Annotated in this window: 24 protein-coding genes; 8 read left to right on the top strand and 16 right to left on the bottom strand. The window is 60.4% G+C overall.

The window, feature by feature from the left end; genetic code table 11:
• Positions 1 to 27: 27 nt before the first annotated feature.
• From GAO09_RS09510 to phnG, 14 genes are all read right to left on the bottom strand, one after another.
• Complete coding sequence (locus GAO09_RS09510; RefSeq protein ID WP_235938027.1) at positions 28 to 1,005, bottom strand: Fe(3+) ABC transporter substrate-binding protein; 978 nt, start codon at positions 1,003 to 1,005, stop codon at positions 28 to 30.
• Between the two features lie 185 nt (positions 1,006 to 1,190).
• A complete protein-coding gene (locus tag GAO09_RS09505) occupies positions 1,191 to 2,225 on the bottom strand; it encodes an ABC transporter ATP-binding protein (RefSeq protein WP_153353777.1) in 1,035 nt (344 codons plus the stop codon).
• A 92-nt stretch (positions 2,226 to 2,317) separates the two neighbouring features.
• Positions 2,318 to 2,893 carry a phosphonate metabolism protein/1,5-bisphosphokinase (PRPP-forming) PhnN gene (gene phnN, locus GAO09_RS09500; protein WP_209018670.1) on the bottom strand — a complete coding sequence of 192 codons (576 nt, stop codon included), beginning with the start codon at positions 2,891 to 2,893 and terminating at the stop codon, positions 2,318 to 2,320.
• Positions 2,883 to 4,022 carry an alpha-D-ribose 1-methylphosphonate 5-triphosphate diphosphatase gene (locus tag GAO09_RS09495; RefSeq protein WP_153353775.1) on the bottom strand — a complete coding sequence of 380 codons (1,140 nt, stop codon included), beginning with the start codon at positions 4,020 to 4,022 and terminating at the stop codon, positions 2,883 to 2,885. Before GAO09_RS09495 ends, phnN begins: the two co-directional genes overlap by 11 nt.
• Before the next feature lie 60 nt (positions 4,023 to 4,082).
• A complete protein-coding gene (phnE, locus tag GAO09_RS09490) occupies positions 4,083 to 4,880 on the bottom strand; it encodes a phosphonate ABC transporter, permease protein PhnE (RefSeq protein ID WP_153353774.1) in 798 nt (265 codons plus the stop codon).
• Positions 4,881 to 4,966: 86 nt separating this feature from the next.
• Entirely contained in the window at positions 4,967 to 5,962 is a 996-nt protein-coding gene (gene phnD / locus GAO09_RS09485; protein ID WP_153353773.1) for a phosphonate ABC transporter substrate-binding protein, read from the bottom strand.
• Positions 5,963 to 5,990: 28 nt separating this feature from the next.
• Entirely contained in the window at positions 5,991 to 6,836 is an 846-nt protein-coding gene (phnC, locus tag GAO09_RS09480) for a phosphonate ABC transporter ATP-binding protein (protein ID WP_153353772.1), read from the bottom strand.
• Positions 6,837 to 6,922: 86 nt separating this feature from the next.
• Entirely contained in the window at positions 6,923 to 7,543 is a 621-nt protein-coding gene (locus tag GAO09_RS09475) for a DapH/DapD/GlmU-related protein (RefSeq protein WP_153353900.1), read from the bottom strand.
• Positions 7,543 to 8,277 carry a phosphonate C-P lyase system protein PhnL gene (gene phnL / locus GAO09_RS09470; protein WP_153353771.1) on the bottom strand — a complete coding sequence of 245 codons (735 nt, stop codon included), beginning with the start codon at positions 8,275 to 8,277 and terminating at the stop codon, positions 7,543 to 7,545. The genes GAO09_RS09475 and phnL overlap by 1 nt, the downstream gene beginning before the upstream one ends.
• A 2-nt stretch (positions 8,278 to 8,279) precedes the next feature.
• A complete protein-coding gene (gene phnK / locus GAO09_RS09465; protein WP_153353770.1) occupies positions 8,280 to 9,053 on the bottom strand; it encodes a phosphonate C-P lyase system protein PhnK in 774 nt (257 codons plus the stop codon).
• Complete coding sequence (locus GAO09_RS09460) at positions 9,050 to 9,943, bottom strand: alpha-D-ribose 1-methylphosphonate 5-phosphate C-P-lyase PhnJ (RefSeq protein ID WP_153353769.1); 894 nt, start codon at positions 9,941 to 9,943, stop codon at positions 9,050 to 9,052. The genes phnK and GAO09_RS09460 overlap by 4 nt, the downstream gene beginning before the upstream one ends.
• Positions 9,940 to 11,031: a carbon-phosphorus lyase complex subunit gene (locus tag GAO09_RS09455; protein ID WP_153353768.1), complete on the bottom strand. Its 1,092-nt coding sequence runs from the start codon at positions 11,029 to 11,031 to the stop codon at positions 9,940 to 9,942. Before GAO09_RS09455 ends, GAO09_RS09460 begins: the two co-directional genes overlap by 4 nt.
• 3 nt (positions 11,032 to 11,034) lie before the next feature.
• Complete coding sequence (gene phnH, locus GAO09_RS09450) at positions 11,035 to 11,667, bottom strand: phosphonate C-P lyase system protein PhnH (RefSeq protein WP_153353767.1); 633 nt, start codon at positions 11,665 to 11,667, stop codon at positions 11,035 to 11,037.
• Positions 11,667 to 12,077: a phosphonate C-P lyase system protein PhnG gene (gene phnG / locus GAO09_RS09445; RefSeq protein WP_410767888.1), complete on the bottom strand. Its 411-nt coding sequence runs from the start codon at positions 12,075 to 12,077 to the stop codon at positions 11,667 to 11,669. The genes phnH and phnG overlap by 1 nt, the downstream gene beginning before the upstream one ends.
• Positions 12,078 to 12,229: 152 nt before the next feature.
• Here phnG and phnF point away from each other — a divergent pair, with 152 nt between their 5' ends.
• Positions 12,230 to 12,958: a phosphonate metabolism transcriptional regulator PhnF gene (phnF, locus tag GAO09_RS09440; protein ID WP_153353765.1), complete on the top strand. Its 729-nt coding sequence runs from the start codon at positions 12,230 to 12,232 to the stop codon at positions 12,956 to 12,958.
• Between the two features lie 6 nt (positions 12,959 to 12,964).
• Here the strand turns inward: phnF and GAO09_RS09435 are convergent, their stop codons facing one another.
• Positions 12,965 to 13,999, bottom strand: coding sequence for a dipeptidase (locus tag GAO09_RS09435; RefSeq protein WP_153353764.1), 1,035 nt, complete (start codon positions 13,997 to 13,999; stop codon positions 12,965 to 12,967).
• 204 nt (positions 14,000 to 14,203) lie between these two features.
• Here GAO09_RS09435 and GAO09_RS09430 point away from each other — a divergent pair, with 204 nt between their 5' ends.
• From GAO09_RS09430 to GAO09_RS09400, 7 genes are all read left to right on the top strand, one after another.
• Entirely contained in the window at positions 14,204 to 15,802 is a 1,599-nt protein-coding gene (locus GAO09_RS09430) for an ABC transporter substrate-binding protein (protein ID WP_153353763.1), read from the top strand.
• On the top strand, positions 15,799 to 16,812 hold the full coding sequence (locus GAO09_RS09425) for an ABC transporter permease (protein ID WP_324184830.1): 1,014 nt from the start codon (positions 15,799 to 15,801) through the stop codon (positions 16,810 to 16,812). Before GAO09_RS09430 ends, GAO09_RS09425 begins: the two co-directional genes overlap by 4 nt.
• Complete coding sequence (locus GAO09_RS09420) at positions 16,809 to 17,711, top strand: ABC transporter permease (protein WP_324184924.1); 903 nt, start codon at positions 16,809 to 16,811, stop codon at positions 17,709 to 17,711. The genes GAO09_RS09425 and GAO09_RS09420 overlap by 4 nt, the downstream gene beginning before the upstream one ends.
• 1 nt (position 17,712) lies before the next feature.
• A complete protein-coding gene (locus GAO09_RS09415) occupies positions 17,713 to 18,540 on the top strand; it encodes an ABC transporter ATP-binding protein (protein WP_153353761.1) in 828 nt (275 codons plus the stop codon).
• Positions 18,537 to 19,280, top strand: coding sequence for an ABC transporter ATP-binding protein (locus tag GAO09_RS09410; RefSeq protein ID WP_153353760.1), 744 nt, complete (start codon positions 18,537 to 18,539; stop codon positions 19,278 to 19,280). Before GAO09_RS09415 ends, GAO09_RS09410 begins: the two co-directional genes overlap by 4 nt.
• 100 nt (positions 19,281 to 19,380) lie before the next feature.
• A complete protein-coding gene (locus GAO09_RS09405) occupies positions 19,381 to 20,889 on the top strand; it encodes a serine hydrolase domain-containing protein (RefSeq protein WP_153353759.1) in 1,509 nt (502 codons plus the stop codon).
• 62 nt (positions 20,890 to 20,951) lie between these two features.
• On the top strand, positions 20,952 to 21,839 hold the full coding sequence (locus tag GAO09_RS09400; protein ID WP_324184831.1) for a LysR family transcriptional regulator: 888 nt from the start codon (positions 20,952 to 20,954) through the stop codon (positions 21,837 to 21,839).
• Between the two features lie 56 nt (positions 21,840 to 21,895).
• Here the strand turns inward: GAO09_RS09400 and GAO09_RS09395 are convergent, their stop codons facing one another.
• Complete coding sequence (locus GAO09_RS09395; protein ID WP_153353757.1) at positions 21,896 to 22,762, bottom strand: D-amino-acid transaminase; 867 nt, start codon at positions 22,760 to 22,762, stop codon at positions 21,896 to 21,898.
• Positions 22,763 to 22,768: the final 6 nt, after the last annotated feature.

The following is a 22,768-nucleotide window of genomic DNA, read 5'->3' as shown; positions in this document are numbered from 1 at the left end:
CCCCTTTCGAGGCGCCCCGCATATGCCTTAGTTGTCGAAACCGACCTTGTCGACCAGCTCGCTCGCCTGCTTGCGATGGCTGACGATTTCAGACAGCGGCTTGTTGTCGACCTTCAGCGTGCCGAAAGAGGCAATGATCGGGTCGACCGCAGCGCCGGCCTTGACCGGATATTCGTAATTGGCTTCGGCATAGATCTTCTGGGCTTCGTCGGAGACGAGATATTCCAGGAATTTCACAGCTTCGGCCTTGTTAGGCGAATTTTTCGCAACGGCTGCGCCGCTGATATTCACCTGTGTGCCGCCGTCCTTGAAGGTCGGCAGGATGACTTTGATGGCCTCGGCCCACTTGACCTGTTCTTCGCCACCCTTGCCCGACTTCATCAGGCCGACATAATAGGAATTGGCGATACCGATATCGCAAATGCCGCCGAGAATATCCTTGGCCGCATCGCGGTCGCCGCCGGCAGCCTTGCGTGCAAGGTTATCCTTCACGCCAGCCAGCCATTTTTCGGTTTCTTCGGCACCGTAATGGGCGATGTAATCGGCAAACAGCGCGGTGTTGTAAGGATGCTGGCCCGAACGGATGCAGACCTTGCCCTTCCACTTCGGATCGGCGAGATCCTCGTAATTGAACGAGGCGAGGTCGAGATCCTTTGCGGCATAAAGAACGCGGGCGCGATAGGACAGGCCGAACCAATGGCCCTTGCCGTCGCGCAGTTCAGCCGGGATAGCGGAACTCAGCACAGCCGATTCGACCGGCTGCGTCACGCCCTTCTCGGCGAGATCGACCAGATTGCCGGCATCGACGGCCATCAGGATATCGGCCGGCGAGCTTGCGCCTTCCGAAGAAACACGTTCAGCCAGGCCGTCCTTCATGAAGACGGTGTTGACCTTGGTGCCGGTGGATTTGGTGTAGGCTTCGAGAAGCGGCGCGATCAGGGCCGGTTCGCGAGTGGTATAGACGTTGATTTCTGCTGCCGATGCAAGCGACGGAGCGACGAGCATGGATGCGGCGAGAAGCGTGGAGGCCAGAATGGCGTTTGGTTTCATGATAACTCCCCCGTTAGAGAAACACGGAGGGTTTGCACCATTTCATGATCGGATTGGTCAAGTTTATTTTGCCAATTATAGGTAGCAATCACGCACACGTTATCGATTTTTTAGATGCATTTACAACCATTGATCTGTCATCAGAATACGGAAAGCCGTTCCGGCCGGACTGAAATTCTGATCTTTTCGGTGCCATCGGGCAGCCTTTCCGACACGGTTGCTTTCAGCGGTGTTTCCAGTCCATCGACGAACAGCACAAGCTGCTCTGTGTCGCCATAAAAGACGCGCTCGCCGATACGGGCAGGCAGGTCGCCACTCTCGAGTGATACAATGATATCACGCGGACGGATGTAGAGTGTTTCCGCGCCGGTCTCCTTCGCTCCCGACGCAACGGCAAAGCTGCCGAGAACGGTCTTGAATTTTCCGTCATGCCATTGGCCGGAAACCTTGTTGAACGCGCAGAAAAACTCGGCAGCATAGGCGTTTTCCGGCCGGTCATGCAGGTCGTAGGGATTGCCCGCCTGCACGATTTCACCGGATCGCATCAGCACCACCCGGTCGCCAACCGATAGCGCCTCCTGCGGATCATGAGTGACCATGATGGCGGTGGCGGACAGGGATCGCAGTAGAGATAGCGTATCGGTGCGCACCTTGTCGCGCAGTCCCTGATCGAGATTGGAAAAGGGTTCGTCCATCAGGATGACCGCAGGCTCGGGCGCCAATGCACGGGCGAGCGCCACACGCTGCTGTTCGCCGCCCGACAGTGTATGCGGAAAGCGATCGGCGAGATGCTCTATACCGATTCGGCGAATGATATTTTCGGCTGCGGTGACAGCCTCCACCTTTAGCCTGTGTTTCAGCCCGAAAAGGATGTTGTCGCGGACGCTCAGGTGCGGAAATAGCGCATAATCCTGAAACACGAACCCGACCCCACGCGCTTCCGGCTCAACGAAATGCTGTCCGTCAACCTCGCATCCATCGAGAAACACACGCCCGGAATCGACTGGCTCAACGCCGGAGATGATGCGCAGCAGAGTGGACTTGCCGCAACCGGAATGACCGACCAGCGAAACGATCTCGCCTTTGGCGATGTCGAGCGAAATGCCGTTGACGGCAGCCGTCTTCCCAAAAGCGCGACTGACATTCTCCAGCCGCACTGCGATATTTCCATTCATCCGTCACACTCTCCCCTGCAGCGGGGAAACTGCCACAGCGCATCTCGCCGGTGAAGACCAGTGGCATCACAATTAAGGGAATTATCCTTCGGTCAGGATGACGAACGCGCGCCGGCTAGATAGGCTTCAAGCACATCCACCGCATCATCCAGCCGACCAGAATTGTCGATGGTCACGATACGGCCTGGCAGGTTCGCCACCGAAATCGGCATTTCACGGGCGATACGGCTGCGAATATCCTCTACCGTTTCGCGCCCGCGTGCCAGCAAACGCTCGACACGGATGTCAGGCCGCGCGGTAATCTCCAGCACATCCATACGCGAAAACTGCGTTGCCGCTTCGGATAGCACGCCGCGCGAAAGGTTGGCGATCAGAACACCGCCGCCTTCTACATGCGCCGCCGCCTCACGGCGCAGCGAATAACAAAGACCGTGCGCCTCCCAGTCGAGGCAGAATTCGCCATCCTGGCGCGCATCCGCGAATTCGGCGCGCGACAGAACTTCATGGTCCTCATTATCGGGATCGGCATCGCGGGTGATGACGCGTTGGGCGAAACGGATATCCGGCCGATCCTGCAAGCGGGCGGCAACCGCCCGCATCAATGTGTCCTTACCGGCCCCGCTCGGGCCGACAACGGCGATGAACAATCCTGGTCGATCAGCAGACACGATTGCCCTCCCGCCAGACACCTGCGACCACGGGCGGCATGTCGCGTTCTGCACGCACCCGCACCAGATCCGCACGGCGACCGACTTCGATGCGGCCACGATCATCGAGACCTGCCGCGCGGGCCGGATTGTCCGAGATCAGACGCACGGCTTGCGGCAGATCGGCAAGACCGCGATCCGTCAGAACGAAGGCCGCCTGCATCATCGAAAAAGGAATGTAATCGGACGAGAGAATGTCGAGCGCACCCTTTTCGAGCAGATCGAGCGCCGAGACATTGCCGGAATGCGACCCGCCGCGCACCACATTTGGCGCCCCCATCAGCACCTGCAGACCGGCTTCGCGTGACAGGACAGCCGCCTCGATCGTGGTAGGGAATTCGGCAAGCGCGATGCCAAGCTCAACACCCTCAGCGACGTGAGCAGCGGTCGCATCGTCATGGGATGCAATGGCGATACCGGCTGCGTGGCAAAGCTCGGCGATACGCTTGCGGTTACGGTCTGAATTGGCCTCGGATTCGGCAATGCGGCGTTTGCAGAAAATGTCGAACTCGGCGTTCGAGAGCTTCTTCTTGCCCTGATAATAGATGCGGTAGGCATCCAGGCTGACGAACTGACGCTGGCCGGGAGCATGGTCCATCAGCGAGGCAAGGCGCACACGGTCATTGCCTTCCATCATCGCAAATTGCTCATCCACATCGGCAACCGACACTTCGCAGCGCAGGTGAATAAAGTGTTCCGCGCGTAGACGACCGGCAGCATTGGCCTGCGAAATTTTTACCGCCATGGCCGCCATGTCGGCGGGACCGAGATCGGTATCGTCGTCGATGCCGACGCGAAGGGCATCGAAAACGGTGGTGATGCCGGAGCTTGCCACCTGACCATCATGCGCCTGCAGCGCCGCGTCCATGTTCCAGCGTACTTTCGGGCGCGGCTGGAAATGCGTTTCCAGATGGTCGGTATGCAGTTCGACACAGCCGGGCAGAAGATAATCGCCATTCAGGTCAATGCCATTGCTCGAATGGCCGCTGGAAATGTCGGCAATCTTGCCGTCGCGCACCAAAACGCTGCCGGTGACGATTTCGTCGGCTAGAACGATGGCACAATTGGTGAAGATGGTTTCGTTGGTCATGATGTGATTCACAGCTTACGGAGCGTTTTCGAAACGCTCAAGGAAAAGAATGCGGAAAAGTCAGATCACCAGCTTGCGCAGCTGCTGGGACAGAAGGTCCATCAGGCTGACGGTGATGATGACGATGATGAGCATGGCCGAGGCCTGCGGGTAATAGAAACCGCGAATGCTTTCGAACAGGACCTGGCCGATACCGCCGGCACCGATGACGCCGAGCACTGTGGCGGAGCGGATGTTGGATTCCAGGCGGTAGAGCGACAGCGAGATCCACAGCGGCAGAACCTGCGGGATGACGCCGAACAGAACCTGTTGCACGCGCGAGGCACCGGTGGTGCGGATGGCCTCGACCGGACGCGGATCGATGGCTTCGACGGCCTCCGAAAACAGTTTCGACAGCGTACCGGTCGTGTGGATGAAGAGCGCCATCACACCTGCGAACGGACCGAGCCCGACGGCCACGACGAAGAGAACGGCGAATACCACCTCATGGATGGCGCGGAACATGTCCATCAGGCGCCGGACGGGCTGGTTCACCCACCATGGCGCCATGTTATGCGCCGACAGGATGCCGAGCGGAATGGAAAAGACGACGGCGAGAAATGTGCCCCACAGCGCGATCTGCACGGTGACGACCATTTCTTCGAGATAAAACCGCCATTCACTGAAATCCGGTTTGAGAAAGCCGCTGGCATATTCGGCCATATTGCCGGCATCGGTAAAGAGATAGGTGAAGCGGCCCATCTCGGCCGGGCCCCAGCTATAGGCGAGCGCTGCGACCACCGCCAGCAGCATCAGACCGTTGCGCGAACTGCCTGGTTGTTTGGGAAGCGGCTTGGCCGTGGCGGTATTGGTGGTCATCGTCGCGTCACTCTTGTAGGGGGTCCGTGCGGGAAGAGAGGCAGGCCCGAAGGCCTGCCCCATGATCGTTCACATCAACCGGCAGATCAGTTGGTGCTGACCTTGGCGAGTTCGGCTTCGAACTTGGTCTTCTGCGCCGTCAGGTCCTTGATCTTGGCTTCCTTGGCGCTCGCGTCCAGCTTGGCGTCGCCCTGCGTCTGGCTGATCGACTTGGTCAGTTCCATGACGCGGATCGGCAGCAGCTGCGCATCGCTGGAGGCGCGGAACGGTGCCCATTTCAGGCCGGCGAGGATCTTCTTTTCTTCCTCGACATTGCCCTTCGACTTGTCTGTGCCGTAGGTCAGGAAGAAGTCGCGGATCTTGGTCTTGTTTTCTTCCGACAGATCCTTGCGCCATACGATCGGGTCAGCCGGGATCAGCGGCGAACGCCAGATTTCGCGGATGTTGTCGAAAGCCTTCGGGTTGTTCTGCTTGATCAGCGCCATGCTCTCGGTGTTGTTGGCAGCAGCATCAACCTGCTTGTTGGCAACAGCCATGGCATTGGTTTCGTGGTTGGCGTTGGTGACGTTCTTGAAGCACTTCTTCGGGTCGATATTGTTCTTGGAGAACACGAAGGTCATCGGAACGAGGAAACCGGAGGTCGAGTTCGGGTCGCCGAGACCAAAGTTCATCGACTGGTCGCACTTCAGGACCTGATCGATGTTCTGGATCGGGCTGTCCTTGGGAACGATGACGACCGACCAGTAGCCCGGCTCACCTGTGGCGGCGACGCTCTGTACGAACACTTCGCCGTCGGCGCGGTCCACGGCTTCCATGGCCGACTTGTTGCCGTACCAGGCCATCTGCACCTTGTTGAAGCGCATGCCTTCGATGATGCCGGCATAGTCCGAAGCGAAGAACGGCTTGACGTCGAGGCCGGTCTTTTCCTTCATGGCGTCGAGCAGCGGCTGCCAGCTGGTTTTCAGGTTCTGCTGAGATTCGGTCGAAATGATGCCAAAATTGATCGTGTCGGCCGCAAAGGCTGCCGAACTCATGGTGAAGACGACGGACATCGCCGCCATGCTTTTCAGTAGAGCGTTCATCGTGGTTCTCCGAGTTTTCAAAGAGTGATCAGGCGAGCTCCAGCTCGGCCCGAGGACGTTCTCGCTCCGCGGCAGCAGCGGCAGGAGCAGCTTGACCGGCCGGTGCATCCGGCAGGACCAGTTCTTCCGATGCCGCGCCATAAAGCTCGGCCAGGAATTCGTTGGAAAGCGCTGTCGACGGACCGTCATAAACGACCGCGCCGTCGCGCATGGCGATGGTGCGCGGGCAATAGCGGCGCGCATATTCCACCTGATGCAGGGAGACGACGACGGTGATGCCGTCCTCGGAATTGATGCTCGACAACACGTCCATGACGCGGCGCGCCGACGACGGGTCAAGCGCCGAGATGGGCTCGTCGGCGATCAGGATTTCCGCTTCCTGCACCAGCGTGCGGGCAATAGCGGCGCGCTGCTGCTGGCCGCCCGAGAGCGTCGAGGAGCGCTGCGCAAACACCTGCGGAATGCCGACACGATCCAGAGCCGCATGGGCTTTCAGCTTTTCATCGCGGTTGAAGACGCCGAGCGTGCCGCGCCAGCGCGGTGTGCGGCCGAGATGGCCGATCAGCACATTGGTCATCACCGACAGGCGACCGACCAGATTGAACTGCTGAAAGATCACCGAGATGCGACCGCGCTTCAGGCGTGGATTGAGGCGACCGCCGTCCTGACAGAGGTCACCCAGCACATCGATACGACCACCCTTGTTGTCGGCCGTTTCAAGGCCGGCAATATGACGGATCAAAGTCGACTTGCCGGAGCCGGAGGCACCGATCAGGGCAACCATCTCGCCACGCTCGACGGTGAGGCTCACCTTGTCGAGGGCGCGGTTTTTGCCGAACGTTTTCGACAGGTTGGAAACGGTAATCGCGGACATTCTTCTTCCCCTGGAAGTAACGGGTTTCAAGAAACTCTGACGATGTTTCGATGATGTTTCAGCGACACTTGAATGAAACTTCTGTGTCAGCCAGCGTATTTCCCCAGAAAGTCTTCTGCGGACAGGTCGCGGAAATCCTGCAATGCTTGAAACAACTGGTCATGGGACCAGTCCCACCATGCAAGCGCGTCCATACGCTCGCCTATTCCTGCAGCAAAACGCTCGCGGATCAGCTTGGCCGGCACACCGCCGACGATGGTGTAAGGCGCCACATCACGGCTGACGACGGCCCCTGCCCCGATGACGGCGCCATTGCCGACTTTTACGCCGGGCAACACGGTGGAGCCATGGCCGATCCAGACGTCGTGGCCGATGACCACCCGCTTGGCGCGGCGGGCAGCGAAGAAGTCAGCCTCGTTGTCGGCACCGTCGAAATAATCGCCGGCGCGATAAGTGAAGTGATGCAGCGTCGCGCGTTCGGTCGGATGATTGGTGGCATTGAGACGCACGGCAGCGGCGATATTGACGAACTTGCCGATGTCCACGCACCAGACCATGCAATCTTCACGCACATAGGAATAATCGCCGAGCACTGTTTCGGTAACGCGCGAGCGTTCCGCGACTTCGGTGTAACGGCCAAGCTGGCTGTCGGTGACGACAGCCGTCGGATCGACGAAAGGTACGGTGGCGGAAAGGTTTTTCTGCATCACGCGGCCCTCCGTGCCGAAAAGGCGGACACATCGATAGTGCGGGTCGCCACCGCATCGCGCACCGGTTGATCGTGAAAGATGCCGAGGATGGCGGTACCGGCATCCAGCTTTTCGCGGATCATCGAGATAACGACTTCGCGATTGGCGGCATCGAGCGACGCCGTCGGCTCGTCGAGCAGCAGGATCGGGTGATCGGTGATGAAACCACGGGCGATGTTGACGCGCTGCTTTTCACCACCGGAAAAAGTGGCGGGCGGCAGGTCGAACAGCGCTTCCGGCAGATGCAGGCGGCGTAGCAGGTCGGCAGCCTTTTCCGCAGCAACGGTACGATCGACACCACGCGAGACCAGCGGTTCGGCAACGATATCAAGCGCCGACACACGCGGGACTGCGCGCAAAAACTGGCTGACGTAACCGATGCAATCGCGCCGCAGATCGAGCACGAGACGCGGATCGCCTGCGCCGAGATCGCGCGGTTCACTGGTTGGGTTCCGACGGATCAGTATCTCGCCGCCGTCGATGGCGTAATTGCCATAGACCATGCGCAGGATGGACGATTTGCCGACACCGGACGGGCCGCCGAGCACGACACATTCCCCGGCAAACAGTTCGAAATTCACATCGTTGACGACAGGCAGGATGACGCCATCACGCAGATGCATGGTGAAGGATTTTGCCACCTGTCGCACGGAAAGCAGCGCGTTGCCTGTCTCGTTGGATGAAACACTCATGATCACGACTCCAGGATCGAGGCGACGAGAAGCTGGGTATAAGGATGATGCGGATCATCGAGCACGCGGTCCGTCAGACCGGTTTCGACGATACGGCCGGTCTTCATGACGATCATCCGCTGCGACAGCAGACGGGCAACCGCCAGATCGTGGGTGACGATCACCACCGCAAGCCCGAGATCGCTGACCAGACCGCGCAACAGATCGAGCACGCGCGCCTGAACCGACACATCGAGACCACCGGTCGGCTCGTCCATGAAGATCAGGCGCGGACGGGTGACGAGATTTCGGGCGATCTGCAGGCGCTGGCGCATGCCGCCGGAAAAGGCGACCGGCTTGTCATCGATACGATCACCGGCGATTTCCACGCGGCCGAGCCATTCGGTGGCAGTGTTGCGGATCTCGCCATAATGACGGTCGCCGATTGCCATCAGCCGTTCGCCGACATTGGCACCGGCAGACACCCGCATGCGAAGACCATCGGCCGGGTTCTGGTGCACGAAACCCCAGTCGGTGCGCATCAGGAAACGACGTTCGGCTTCCGACAGATCGGCCAGATCAGGGAAACGGCCATCGCGCATGTTGTAACGGATGCTGCCGCTGGAACGATCCAGACGACCGGAGATGCAGTTGAGCAGCGTCGTCTTGCCGGAGCCGGATTCACCGACGATGGCGACCACTTCGCCCGGCCAGACATCGAAGGAAATGTCGGTGCAGCCGATGAAATCGCCGTAACGTCGCTCAAGGTTGGACACGGAAAGGATGGGAGAGGTCATGCCGCGTCCTCCTTGACGGTTTGCGCCCCGGAGATTGGCAGGCCCGGCCCATGATGGCCTTCCTCGCGGCGCGTTTCGCAATGGTCGGTATCGGAGCAGACATACATGCGGCCGCCGCGATCATCGGTCACCACTTCGTCGAGATAGACGCCGGTGGCGTTGCAGAGCGCGCAGGGCTGTTTGAATTTCTGCACTTCGAACGGATGATCCTCGAAATCGAGGCTGACGACGTTGGTGAAGGGCGGCAGCGCATAGATGCGCTTTTCTCGACCGGCACCGAACAGCTGCAAGGCCGGCGAACCATTCATTTTCGGGTTGTCGAATTTCGGGATCGGCGACGGGTCCATGACATAACGATCCTCGACCTTGACCGGATAGGCATAGGTCGTGGCGATATGGCCGTGCTGGGCGATATCCTCGTAGAGTTTTACGTGGATGAGGCCGTATTCCTCCAACCCGTGCATGACGCGGGTTTCGGTTTCGCGCGGTTCGAGGAAACGCAAGGGCTCGGGGATCGGCACCTGATAGACGATGACCTGACCGGCAGAAAGCGGCGCTTCGGGAATGCGGTGACGCGTCTGGATGACGGTCGCATCCGCTGTTTTCGTCGTCGTCGCCACATTGGCCGTCTTGGCAAAAAAGGCGCGGATGGAGACGGCATTGGTTGTGTCGTCGGCGCCCTGGTCGATGACCTTCAACACATCGTCGGGACCAAGGATCGCCGCCGTCACCTGCACGCCGCCAGTACCCCAGCCATAAGGCATCGGCATTTCGCGAGAGGCGAAAGGCACCTGATAACCGGGAATGGCGATACCCTTGAGGATAGCGCGGCGGATCATCCGCTTGGTCTGTTCGTCCAGATAGGCGAAATTGTATTCTGGAAGGGTCATTCTGCGGCCTCCCTCATCTCATCGTTTTTGGCCTTGGCCGCGTTCAGCGTGCGCAACAGATCGAGTTCGGCCTGGAAATCGACGTAATGCGGCAGTTTCAGATGCTCGACGAAACCGGTGGCCTGCACGTTGTCGCAATGAGCGAGCACGAATTCCTCGTCCTGCGCCGGGGCCAGCCGTTGTTCATCGAATTCATCGGCACGCAGGGCGCGGTCGACAAGGCTCATCGCCATCGCCTTGCGTTCGGACTGGCCGAAAACAAGGCCGTAACCGCGCGTAAACTTCGCCCCTTCTTGCCCGCCGCCGGTGAACTGCGACACCATCTGGCATTCGGTGACGCGGACGCTCCCAAGCGAAACGGCAAAACCGAGTTCCGGCACATCGATCTCGACATCGACCAGACCGATACGGATTTCACCGACGAACGGATGCGTGCGGCCATAACCGCGCTGTGTCGAATAACCGAGCGACAGCAGAAAACCCTCGTCGCCACGCGCCAGCGCCTGCAAACGAACATCACGATCCGCCGGAAAAGCGGTCGGATCGCGTGTCAGGTCGCCCGGTTCATCGTCGGACAAGATATCGCGCTCGATCAGGCCTTCATCGTTGAGAATATCGGTGACCCGAGGCGCACGGCGTTCATCCTCGCGGGCACGGCACAGCGGTTCATCGACCGGCTCGTCACCGGCCATCGCCGGATCGATCAGGCGGTGGGTGTAATCGAAGGTCGGGCCCAAAAGCTGGCCGCCCGGAATATCCTTGTAGGTGGCCGAAACACGGCGTTCGATGCGCATTTTTGCTGTATCGATCGGCCGCGAATTGCCGAAACGTGCCAGCGTGGTGCGGTAGGCGCGCAAGAGAAAGATCGCCTCGATCATATCGCCACGCGACTGGCGCACGGCCATGGCGGCGAGATCGGGATCGTAAAGCGAGCCTTCGGCCATGACACGATCGACAGCGAGCGCCAGCTGGCCGGTGATCTGCGCAAGCGTCAGCGCCGGAACATTTCGGTCACCGCGACGACGATCGGCGAGAAGACGGTGGGCATTGGCGATGGCGGCTTCCCCGCCCTTGACGGCAACATACATGGCTCAAGCCTCCTCGATACGAGTGGTGCGCGGCAGGCCGATCGCTTCACCGCCACAGACCAGCAAGACATCCAGCCCAAGCGGATAGGCTGCGCGGTTTTCCGCCATCACGGCCACAAAACCCTCCGGCAGGCCGACCGGAGCGATCACCGTTTGGGTTTCGATGCCTGGACCGGTGAGCTTCAGAGGCTCACCGCCGACAAGGCTTTCGACCGGCAGAAGCAGGGTGGTTGAACGGTCGGGGTAATCGCTGGTGCCGATCAGGAAGGAAGACCAGGCCTCGACGGGGCTCATTTTCTCCAGCACGGCAAAACTGGCACGAAAAACGTCCGCCGTGCGCGGTGCGCCGGTGTGAAACGACATCCAGCCGATGGCGTCGTCATTGTTTTCCGGCTTCGCAAACCAGACCGGCGTATCGTAATCCGCCAGCGTTAGCAGGATTGCGGCCGTCGCCTGCGACAAGGGTGTCGGCGGAGAGACGAAACCGGCGAGATCGGCAATGGTGCCTGGCTCAGCCAGCGCATTCATCACGCGGCGGAAGACGGCTTGAGAATCCATCACAGGATCGGCAAAGCCGCCCTCGAAAACATGGCCGGAGGACGCAGGCTCAACCCGGGTCTCATTCGGAGTGCTCATCAGTCTTCTCCTCGCACCATGGTGAAGAAGTCGACGCGTGTCGCTTCCGTTTCCTCGGCCTGAAGTTTTGCCTCTTCGCGGGCATGCTCCAGAGCCGGCTCGACAATCGATTTTTCGACGCGGGCGACCCAATCCGGCAGCTGTCGCAGCGCATCGAGATGGGCGATCATGCGGGCCTTGCCGGCATCACGACCGAGCACGATCGAATGACCGAGTTCGCCGCTGTCCAGCCGCACGGTCGCGCGGGTCACACTCGCCTCACCGAGATTGAACGGCGCACCGCCTCCGCCGATACGGCCGCGCAGCATGATGGCGCCGATTTCGGGGCCGCGCACCGCAATGGCGTCAGGCGCGCCCGCTGTATTCTCATTGTAAAGTTCGTGGAGCATGCTGGCTGGCATGGACGCCATCGCATCCAGAGCCCGCTTTCTCCGCGCATTCGCTGTTTCTGCTGTCATGTCGCACCTATTTGTCTATTTGTGTAGACAACTAATCTAATCGAGGTTATAGAACCTGACCAGTGACAGCTTGATGACATTTCGCATTTTTCTCGGAGTTCCCCATGCACGCCCTCGATGACGGCATTTCCCGCTGGCGCCGCGTCGCCGACGCCATTCGCGCCGACATCGCGTCCGGCGTCATCGCGAAACAGCTTCCGCCCGAGGTCGAGCTTGCCGAACGCCACGGCGTCAACCGCCATACCGTGCGCCGCGCGATTGCTGCTCTGTCGACCGAAGGCCTTTTGCGCGCAGAACGCGGACGCGGCACGTTTGTGAACGCACAGCCGCCGCGCGTCATCTATCCGATCGGCGAGCGGGTGCGTTTTCGCGAAAACATGATGAAACAGTCGATCGAGCCGTCAGGCCGGCTGATCGGCGCCGAACGTGTGGCCGCCGATGCGCGGCAGGCGGCATTGCTGGATGTGGCGGTCGGTGCGCCGCTGCACCGGCTGGAGCGGCTGGCCGTGGTGGACGGCATGCCGATGTCGCGCTCCACCTCACTGTTTTCGGTACAGCGTTTTCCAGACATCATTTCGGCTTACGCGGAAACCGGATCGATCACCCAGGCACTGCAAAAATCCGGCGTCAGCGACTATCGCCGGCGCGAGACCCGCATCACCGCCGAGCGCGTATCACCCAACGATGTCGAGCTTTTGCAATGCGCCAGCGACGCCATCGTGCTGATCAGCAATGCCGTCGATATCGATATGGAAGGCAATCCGGTCCAGAGCGTGCGCACACGCTTTCTCGCGGACCGGTTCGAGCTTTCATTCAAGCCGGATGCCGACTGAACTTTCTCACGCCCAAGTGCGATCGAGAACGGAAATCCAGTTCTCGTGGCCGATCTTCTTCAGTTCCGCGTCATTGAAGCCGTGCTTGCGCAGCGCTTCCACCAGCTTCGGCAGGCCGGCCGCATCCTTCATTTCCGCCGGAATGGTCGTGCCGTCGAAATCGGAACCAAGTGCGACACGATCAATGCCGATGCGTTCGGCAATATAGGCGACATGGCGCACCAGAAGGTCGAGGCTTGTGTTGGCATCCTTGACGCCGTCGTCACGCAAAAACAGCACGCCGAAATTGATGCCGACAAGCCCATCCGTATCACGAATGGCGTCGAGCTGGCGGTCGGTCAGGTTGCGGCTGTGGTTGCACAGCGCATGCACGTTGGAATGCGAGGCGACCAGCGGCGCCTTCGAAAGTTTTGCGATTTCCCAGAAACCGGCTTCGTTCATGTGCGACAGGTCGACCATGATCTTTAGCTCGTTGCAGGCGCGGATCAGATCACCGCCGGCTTCGGTGAGACCCGGACCGATATCCGGCGTTGACGGGTAACGGAACGGCACACCGTAGGCAAAAACGTTCGGTCGGGACCAGACCGGACCGAGTGTGCGCAGACCCGCCTGATGCAGGACATGAAGCGCATCGAGGTCAGCGGCGACAGCTTCCGCGCCCTCGATGTGGAAAACGGCGGCAAAACTGCCGGTTTCAATCGAGCGACGGATGTCATCGGCCGTGCGGCACACCGTCACCCCACCTTCAGAACGCGCCTCGATTTCGAACAGAAGCCGCGCCATCGCCAGCGTTTCGTTGATCGCATCGGGCTGCGTTGGCGTCGGGTAATCGCCGTTGGCATCCTTCGTCATGCTCGGCGACGGCACATAGATAGCGCAGAGACCGCCTGCCAGACCGCCTGCCTTGGCGCGCGGCAGATCGATATGCCCGACATCCTCGCCTTCAAGGAAACGCTTGACCGGGTCAGCACCGCCGTCGCGTCTCAGACGCAGCAGCACGTCGTTATGGCCATCGAAGATCGGGAGCAAATTGTTGAACATTTTCTGAAGTGTCCTGCCAGGGGCTTGAAGTTTGGGTTATCGTTAAGTAGGCGGCGCACAAGCCGCAAATGCAATCCACGCATAACCCATTCGAAAAATGGAATTGGTCGGTCTGTAAACGCACTGTTAAGACCGCCGTCGAATTGCGGCAAAAACTTGCCACCCCTTAAATCCCAGGGGCGGCGCATCAAGGGGAATAAAGCAATGGTATCAAGACGCAACTTTCTGATCGGCGGCGCAGCCGTTCCGTTCCTTTCCTATCTAGAATTGGCCGAAACCGCCTTTGCGGCCACGCCGAAGGACATTCTGGTCGTTGCACAGCAGCTCGACAACATGACCAGCCTTGACCCGCATGAGGGTTTTGAGGCCGTCGGCGGCGAGATGATCAGCAACATGTACCAGAAGCTGGTGCGTGCCAATAGCGACAACCCCAATGAAGTGACCCCGGTCATCGCCGCTTCCTGGGAAGCCGATGCCGACAACAAGGTCTTCACCTTCAAGCTTTCCGACCAGAAGTTCGCTTCCGGCGCCGCCGTCACCGCCGAGGACGTTGCGTTCTCGCTGCAGCGCGCCATCAAGATGAACAAGAGCCCGGCCTTCATCATCAACCAGTTCGGCTTCACCGCTGAAAACGTCGAAGCCCGCATCGTCGCCAAGGACGAAAAGACCGTCACGCTGACGACCGAAACCCCGACCGCCATCTCCTTCCTGCTGTTCTGCCTGTCGGCGAACATCGGCGCCATCGTCGAAAAGAAGACCGTCCTCGAAAACGAAGCCAATGGCGACCTCGGCAACGCCTGGCTGCAGAAGAACAGCGCCGGTTCCGGCCCGTTCAAGCTGCAGGCCTGGAAGGCTTCGGAAAGCATCGCGCTGACGCTCAACGAAAATGGTCCTTACAAGGGCAACCTGAAGCGCGTCATCGTGCGCCACGTGGTCGATCCGTCTTCGCAGATGCTGATGCTGCAGAAGGGCGACGTCGATATCGCCCGCGATCTGACTTCGGAACAGCTGAAGGCCCTTCAGTCCGACGAGAACGTCGTTCTGGTTCGCAAGCAGATCGCTTCGCTGATGCTGATCTCGCTCAACCAGAACAATGCCAACCTTGCCAAGCCGCAGGTCTGGGAAGCGGTCAAGTGGGCGCTTGATTACGAAGGCATGCAGAAGAACATCGTGCCGCTGACGCACGCCGTTCACCAGAGCATGGAACCGGCCGGTTTCCCGGGCACGGTCACCGACACGCCGTTCAAGAAGGACGTCGAGAAGGCCAAGGCGCTGATGGCCGAAGCCGGCCTCGCAGATGGTTTCGACGTGACGCTCGACCATTACTCCGCACAGCCTTACCCGGACCTCGCCCAGGCGATCCAGGCAAACCTCGGCGAAATCGGTATCCGTGTAAAACTGCAGTCGGCGGAAAACCGTCAGGTTCTCACCAAGATGCGCGCCCGCGGCCACGAAATGGCGCTGTCCGCATGGGGCACGGACTATTTCGATCCGAACTCCAACGCCGAAGTGTTCTGCATCAACAAGGACAATTCGGACGACGCCAAGAAGAAGCCGTTCGCATGGCGCTCGAGCTTCAAGAACGACGACCTGACGGCAAAGGCTGAAGCTGCCCGCGACGAAAAGGACCCGGCCAAGCGCCTGGAGCTTTACGAAGCCCTGCAGCGCGAATTCATGCACAACAGCCCGTTCGCCATCATGTTCCAGAACACCAAGACCGCTGCCTGCCGCAAGAACGTCAGCGGCGTCCAGCTCGGCGTTCTGTCTGAAGGCAACACCTACCTCGAGACTTCCAAGTCGTGAACAAGCGTTTCAAAAGCCTTGCAGCAACACTGAGCAGCGTCCTCCTGACGCTGTTCGGTTTGACTGTCCTGACATTCCTCATCGGCCGGGTCATGCCGGTCGATCCGGTCATTGCCGCCGTCGGCGACAATGCACCGGAGGATGTCATTCTTCGCGCTCGCGCCGAAATGGGCCTTGATCAGCCCATTCCGGTGCAGTTCCTTCATTACCTGAACCAGCTTTTCCACGGCGATTTCGGCATGTCGGTTCTGACCAAGAACCCGGTTGCGCAGGATATCGTCCGCTTTTTCCCGGCGACGTTCGAGCTTGCCACCGCGGCCCTGCTGCTGGCCCTTCTGATCGGCGTTCCGCTCGGCGTCTGGGCAGCCGTCCGTCAGGGCTCGTTCACCGATCAGGCCATCCGCGTCGTCTGCCTTGCCGGACATTCCGTGCCGGTCTTCATGCTGTCGCTGATCTCGCTTCTGATCTTCTATTCCTGGCTCGATATCGCGCCGGGCCCCGGCCGTCAGGACATCATCTTTGACGGCATGATCGACACGGTCACCGGCATTTTGACCATCGATACGCTGATTGCCGGCGATTTCGATGCCTTCTTCGATGCGCTGGCCCATATGGCCCAGCCGGTCATCATCCTTGCCTATTTCTCGATGGCCTATATCGCCCGCATGACGCGCGCCTTCATGATCGACGCGCTGAAGGGCGAATACGTCATCACCGCGCGTGCAAAAGGTCTGTCGCTGACAACCGTCATCTGGGGCCATGCTTTCCCGACAGTTGCCGTGCAGCTCGTCACGGTCGTGGCACTCACCTATGCCGGTCTTCTCGAAGGCGCCGTCGTCACCGAGACGGTCTTCTCGTGGCCGGGCATCGGCCAGTATCTGACCGTCTCGCTTATGAATGCGGACATGAACCCGGTCGTCGGCACCACATTGCTGATCGGCCTGATCTATGTCGGCCTCAACCTGATCGCGGACATTCTCTACCGCGTCCTCGATCCACGGGTACAATAATGATCGCCACCTTCCGAAACTGGGCGCTGGACGAAAATCCGTCCTCGCGCCGCCAGGCCGCCTGGGGCAACTGGTACCGTATCTGGCTGAACCTGCGCGGCAATCCGCTCGGCATGATCGGCCTCACCATCATCGCCATCTTCATCGCCATCGCCATCTTCGCACCGCTGCTGGCGACCCATGATCCCGCAGCGCAGGAACTCGGCAACCGACTGGCCGCGCCAAGTGCTGCCAACTGGTTCGGCACCGACGAGCTCGGCCGCGATATCTTTTCGCGCCTGCTTTACGGTGGCCGCGTCACGCTCGGCATGGTCATTGCCGTCGTCGTGCTGGTCGCACCGGTCGGTCTCGCCATCGGTTGCATTGCCGGGTATTTCGGCGGCGTCGTCGATACGGTGCTGATGCGCCTCACCGACATCTTTCTCGCCTTCCCGCGTCTGGTTCTCGCACTCGCCTTCGTGGCCGCGTTGCAGCCGGGTGTCGAAAGTGCCGTGCTTGCGATCGCGCTCACCGCCTGGCCGCCATACGCCCGCATGGCCCGCGCCGAAACGCTAACCGTTCGCGGCAGCGATTTCATCGCAGCCTATCGCCTGACCGGTGGTTCCTCGTGGCGCATCATCTTCCGCCACATCATGCCGCTCTGCGTGCCGACACTGATCGTGCGTGTCACGCTCGACATGTCGTCGATCATCATCACCGCCGCCTCGCTCGGCTTCCTCGGCATGGGCGCACAGCCCCCGTCGCCGGAATGGGGCGCGATGATCGCCACGGCAAAGCGCTTCATCTTCGAACAGTGGTGGGTTGCCGCCATCCCCGGCATCGCGATCTTCATGGTGTCGCTCGCCTTCAACTTCCTCGGCGACGCCCTGCGCGACGTCCTCGATCCGAAGGCGGCCTGATATGCTAGTCGAAATCAACAACCTGCATATCGGCTTTGAAAGCCGCACCGGCTTTGCGCCCGCCGTCAAGGGCGTGTCGCTGACGCTCGGCACCGAAAAGCTCGGCATTGTCGGCGAAAGCGGATCGGGCAAGAGCCTCACCGCCCGCGCCCTGATGAAGCTTCTGCCCAAGCAGACCCGCATCGAAGCCGATAAACTCGAATTCGATGGCATCGACATCTTGTCGGCGTCGGAAAAGCAGATGCGCACGATCCGCGGCAAGCGGGCCGGCTTCATCCTGCAGGACCCAAAGTATTCGCTTAACCCGGTAAAGACGATCGGTAGCCAGGTGGCCGAATCCTGGCGCGCCCACAAGGGCGGCAGCAAGCGTGCGGCTCTGGAAGCCGCCGTCAACCTTCTGGAAATGGTGAAAATCCGCGATCCGAAGAAGGTAGCTGCCTCCTATCCGCACGAGGTCTCGGGCGGCATGGGCCAGCGCGTCATGATCGCCATGATGCTGGCGCCGGATCCGGAACTGCTGATCGCCGACGAACCGACCTCGGCGCTCGATGCCACGGTGCAGGCGGAAATCCTGCGGCTGATCGAGGAACTGGTGTCGGAACGCGGCATGGGCCTTCTGCTCATCAGCCACGACCTGCCGCTGGTCTCGCATTTCTGCGACCGCGTCGCCGTCATGTATTCCGGCCGTGTCATGGAAGAGCTGAAAGCATCCGAGCTTCTGTCCGCGCAACATCCTTATACGCGCGGCCTTTTGAACTGCATGCCCTCGCTGATCCATCCCAAGGAGCGCCTGCCTGTCTTGACCCGTGATCCGGAGTGGCTGAAATGACCATCGAGATCGACAATCTGCGCATCTCCTTCGGTGACAAGGAAGTCGTCAAGGGCGTGTCCTTCAACGTTGCGAACGGCGCCAGTTTTGGCATCGTCGGCGAAAGCGGCTCGGGCAAGTCCACAGTGCTTCGCGCCATGGCCGGCCTCAACAATGACTGGTCGGGCCGGATTGCCTTTTCCGGGCAAGGCGCCCCGCTGTTTCGCCCGCCGGCCTTCTTCCGCAAGGTGCAGATGGTGTTTCAGGACCCGTACGGTTCGCTGCATCCGCGCCAGACGATCGACCGCATCCTGTCGGAACTGCCGCTCGTACACGGCATGGATGATATCGACGGCCGCATCGCCAAGGTTCTGTCCGCCGTTGCCCTGCCGCAGACGGCGCGCTTCCGCTATCCGCACCAGCTGTCCGGCGGCCAGCGCCAGCGCGTGGCCATTGCCCGCGCGCTGATCGCAGAACCCGAAGTGCTGCTGCTCGACGAACCGACCTCGGCGCTCGATGTTTCGGTTCAGGCGGAAATCCTGAACCTCCTGGCTGATCTGCGTGCGGAGCGAAACCTCACCTATGTGATGGTCAGCCACAATCTCAGCGTCATTGCGCATCTGTGCACCGAAGTCGGCGTGATGATCGATGGCCACATGGTCGAACAGGTGACCGCCGAGGATTTGAGGCTCGGCAATGTCAATCACGCTCATACGCGCGAATTGCGCAGCCTGAGCGTGGAGCTCGAAGAACCGGCCTGACACACATGCAAAGACCCGAAACCCTGAACCGGTTTCGGGTCTTTGCATGTGCGGTTGGCGGACCCTGTCCGGTTTCAAGAGCATTTTTTGGAGAAGCGAAATGTCGATCACAGCCAATTGGGAAGCCGCACGCAACGCCGTGAAGAAATTCACGACCGGATGGGGCACTGACCAACCCGGTGGCGCAGTGATCGGCTTCGATGCCGATGGGATCCGTTTCGCCGAAGCGGGCGGCGTCGAGAGCCTCGCGACCATGGCACCCTTTTCCGCCGATACGGTCGTGCGTTACGCCTCCGTCACCAAACACGCCTTCTGCGCCATGGTGATATCCCATCCGGAAGCAATCTCGCTCGACGACGCGCTCGGCCAGCATCTGCCGGAATTGCAGGAGCCGATGGCAAGCGTCACCATCGGTCGCGCACTCGACATGAGCGGAGGCCTGCCGGATACCCGCGAATGCCTGTCGCTGCTCGGCCTGTCGGTCTACACCGAAACCAAGGCCGGCCCGCTGATGGAGTTTCTGGCTCGCCAGACCCGTCTGAATTACGAGGCAGGCACTGAAGTCTCCTATTCCAACACCGGCTACCGCCTCGTCGAAACGGCACTTGAGCGCAAAGGCCTGTTCTTCCGCGATTTCATCCGCGAAGCCGGCGCGAAGGCCGATGCCACCCTCGACGCTCCTGATGTCTGGAACGATGCCGTTGCCGGTCTCGTGCCCGGTTACTGGCACGACGGCGAAAAATGGCAGTTGTCCGCCGCTGGCCTGCACATTTCCGCATCCGGCAGCATGACCGGCAGCGCCACCAGCCTAGCCAACTGGGCGCGCGCCCTCACCGTCGGTCAAGGCTCGTTCGAAGGCATCCTCGACGGTCTCGCCGCTCCCCGCGCTCTGGCCGATGGCTCCGAAAGCGGTTACGGCCTCGGTCTGCGCCGCACTGTCCTCGGCGGGCGCACCTTCACCGGCCATGGCGGCTCGCATCCGGGCTACAAAACCTATTTCCTCGTCGATCAAGCAAGCCAAAGCGGTTTCGTCATCGTTTCCAACCGCGAAGACACCAATGGCAACAAGATCGTGCAGGAGGCCATGGCCGCCCTGCTCGACCTCGCACTTCCCGTCGCCTCCCCGGCCCTGACGGATGGCCTTTACGTCACCGAAACCGGTCCCTTCTGGATCGAAGTCAAGGGTTCGACGGTCACCTGGCTCGATGCCGATGACACGGCTTACGAAGACGAGGACGGCTACGTCTCCTCCTTCTCCGCCTCGTCGCCAATGCGCCTGAAGATGGAAGGTGATGCAATTATTGGCCAGGTCGGTCATCCGGCACGCAAATTCCTGCCGGCCGTAAACACCGGCGTTTCGAGCGCGCTTGCCGGTCGCTGGTTCTCCGATGAGGGGGCGTATTTCGAGATCGATGGCGATGCCGTTGTCATGGGCGTGGGGCCGGTTCGTCACCGCATGCCGTTGAGCGCACTGGGTGGCGGCCGCTTCCTCTTCACTCTCAAGGATGGCCCGTGGACCAAGCGTGTCTGCCTGCATGTTCTGGCCGAAAACCGTCTCGAACTGGTGCTGTCTCGCGCAAGAATGATCGAATATAGCAGAGACGCGTGATTGCATTTTGCCGCCAACCGGACCAATGACAAACCGCAGCCGGTTTTGTTTTGGAGTGTTCGGTGGAAGTCAAATGGCTTGAGGATTTTCTGGCGCTGGCCCAGACGCTGAATTTTTCCAAGGCGGCGGACGAGCGCAACGTTACCCAATCCGCCTTCAGCCGCCGTATCCGGCAGCTGGAAGCCTGGGTCGGCACCAGCCTGATCGACCGCGCCACCTACCCGTCACGGCTGACGGAGGCCGGCAAACGTTTCGTGCCGATTGCCGAACAGACACTGCAAGGTCTTTATCAGGCACGCCGCAATCTCCAGCATGAAGAGGGCAATGACGCCCGCACCGTGACGCTGACGGCGCTACACACGCTATCCTTCACCTTTTTCCCGGACTGGCTGACCGATCTGCGCGAAAAGCTTGGCCCGCTCGTTTCCCACATGCGACCGGATTCCGGCAGCATGGAGGAAAACCTCAACTCGCTGATCGACGGCGATTCCGATTTTCTGCTGACCTACCAGAACCTGCATGTGCCAATGCTGCTCGATCCGCAGTTCGAATACCACAGGCTGGGGGCTGAAACGATCGTTCCCGTCAGTGCGCCGGATGAAAATGGCCAGCCGAAACACAGGGTTGAGCCGGGTTTCGCGCATGTCAGCTATCAAAAAACGTCGTTTTTCGGCCAGCTGATGGCCGGCACGCTGGCGACGCGCCTGCCCGCAGACAACCGGGTCCATGTCGGCAGCCATTCGGTCGGGCTGAAAGCCATGGTGTCATCGGGCTGGGGGCTGTCGTGGATCCCGGAAAGCCTCGTTAAGGCCGAACTTGGAGATGGCCGACTGGTGCGCGCCGCCGATCGTGAATGGGATATCGAGGTCGAAATCCGCCTCTATCGTTCAAGAGAAAACCGGCGGCCCATCGTCAGAAAAATCTGGGACGTTTTGGTGGCCGCCGGCTAGTTCCGTCCCGCTCCAAACGGGGATTGTTTTAAGGAGCGATCCGGTAACTGTTAAAATCAGACCGCGGTGCGGCGGGCATTGTCCATGTAAAGCGTGCGCAGGCGCGTAAACATCCCACCCGGCTTGCCATCACCGACCGGCTTGCCGTCGATAAAGGTGATCGGCACGATGAAGTTGGAGGCGCTGGTCAGGCAGGCTTCGCGCGCTGCCATCGCTTCTTCCACCGTGAACGGGCGCTCCTCGATGGTCAGTCCCTGTTCGCGGGCGAGATCCAGAACGGCGAGACGCGTGCAGCCCGGCAGGATGGCCGTGCCATTGCCACGGGTGACGATCTTGTCGTCATGGGTAATGATATAAGCCGTCGACGATGCGCCTTCGGTAACGAAACCGTCTTCCACCATCCACGCTTCGTCGCAACCTTCGGCCTTGGCGATGCGCTTGGCCAGAACCTGCGGCAGCAGACACACGGTCTTGATGTCGCGGCGTTCCCAGCGCTGGTCCGGCACAACCTTGACCTTGAGGCCTTTTTCGACGGCCGCGACATGTTCCAGCGTCTTTTCCTGCGTGAACAGAAGCAGCGTCGGCTCAAGGTTCTCCGAATAGAGGAAATTACGATCCTCGGCACCGCGCGTATATTGCAGGTAGATCACGCCTTCGGTGAGTTTGTTTTCCTCGACGAGACGCTTTTCTATGGCAACGATTTCGTCGGTCGAGATCGGCAGATGGCCACCGATTTCGCGCACGCTGCGCTCCAGGCGCGTCATGTGCAGCGGGCTGTCGATCAGCTTGCCATCCAGCACCGCCGTCACTTCATAGATACCGTCGCCGAACAGGAACCCGCGATCGAAGATCGAGATATGCGCTTCGTTTTCGGGCAGGAAGGCACCGTTCAGATAAACGATGCGGGGCGTTGCGGCAGGCATAAAGAA

It is taken from the genome of Endobacterium cereale (assembly GCF_009617585.1).
Taxonomy (GTDB): Bacteria; Pseudomonadota; Alphaproteobacteria; order Rhizobiales; family Rhizobiaceae; genus Neorhizobium; species Neorhizobium cereale.
The sequence above is the reverse complement of the archived record's forward strand: the minus strand, read 5'-3'. Positions and strand labels throughout refer to the sequence as shown.

Bases quoted from the DNA above. Each gene is read 5' to 3' on its own strand.
- GAO09_RS09435 (WP_153353764.1), bottom strand. From the start codon at position 13,999: ATGTTCAACAATTTGCTCCCGATCTTCGATGGCCATAACGACGTGCTG.
- phnK (WP_153353770.1), bottom strand. From the start codon at position 9,053: ATGACCTCTCCCATCCTTTCCGTGTCCAACCTTGAGCGACGTTACGGC.
- phnF (WP_153353765.1), top strand. From the start codon at position 12,230: ATGCACGCCCTCGATGACGGCATTTCCCGCTGGCGCCGCGTCGCCGAC.
- GAO09_RS09415 (WP_153353761.1), top strand. From the start codon at position 17,713: ATGCTAGTCGAAATCAACAACCTGCATATCGGCTTTGAAAGCCGCACC.
- GAO09_RS09395 (WP_153353757.1), bottom strand. From the start codon at position 22,762: ATGCCTGCCGCAACGCCCCGCATCGTTTATCTGAACGGTGCCTTCCTG.
- phnC (WP_153353772.1), bottom strand. From the start codon at position 6,836: ATGTCCGCGATTACCGTTTCCAACCTGTCGAAAACGTTCGGCAAAAAC.
- GAO09_RS09505 (WP_153353777.1), bottom strand. From the start codon at position 2,225: ATGAATGGAAATATCGCAGTGCGGCTGGAGAATGTCAGTCGCGCTTTT.
- GAO09_RS09475 (WP_153353900.1), bottom strand. From the start codon at position 7,543: ATGCAGAAAAACCTTTCCGCCACCGTACCTTTCGTCGATCCGACGGCT.
- phnL (WP_153353771.1), bottom strand. From the start codon at position 8,277: ATGAGTGTTTCATCCAACGAGACAGGCAACGCGCTGCTTTCCGTGCGA.
- GAO09_RS09410 (WP_153353760.1), top strand. From the start codon at position 18,537: ATGACCATCGAGATCGACAATCTGCGCATCTCCTTCGGTGACAAGGAA.
- phnG (WP_410767888.1), bottom strand. From the start codon at position 12,077: ATGGCGTCCATGCCAGCCAGCATGCTCCACGAACTTTACAATGAGAAT.
- GAO09_RS09495 (WP_153353775.1), bottom strand. From the start codon at position 4,022: ATGACCAACGAAACCATCTTCACCAATTGTGCCATCGTTCTAGCCGAC.
- phnH (WP_153353767.1), bottom strand. From the start codon at position 11,667: ATGAGCACTCCGAATGAGACCCGGGTTGAGCCTGCGTCCTCCGGCCAT.
- GAO09_RS09510 (WP_235938027.1), bottom strand. From the start codon at position 1,005: ATGCTCGTCGCTCCGTCGCTTGCATCGGCAGCAGAAATCAACGTCTAT.
- GAO09_RS09405 (WP_153353759.1), top strand. From the start codon at position 19,381: ATGTCGATCACAGCCAATTGGGAAGCCGCACGCAACGCCGTGAAGAAA.
- phnE (WP_153353774.1), bottom strand. From the start codon at position 4,880: ATGACCACCAATACCGCCACGGCCAAGCCGCTTCCCAAACAACCAGGC.
- GAO09_RS09430 (WP_153353763.1), top strand. From the start codon at position 14,204: ATGGTATCAAGACGCAACTTTCTGATCGGCGGCGCAGCCGTTCCGTTC.
- phnD (WP_153353773.1), bottom strand. From the start codon at position 5,962: ATGAACGCTCTACTGAAAAGCATGGCGGCGATGTCCGTCGTCTTCACC.
- GAO09_RS09455 (WP_153353768.1), bottom strand. From the start codon at position 11,031: ATGTATGTTGCCGTCAAGGGCGGGGAAGCCGCCATCGCCAATGCCCAC.
- GAO09_RS09460 (WP_153353769.1), bottom strand. From the start codon at position 9,943: ATGACCCTTCCAGAATACAATTTCGCCTATCTGGACGAACAGACCAAG.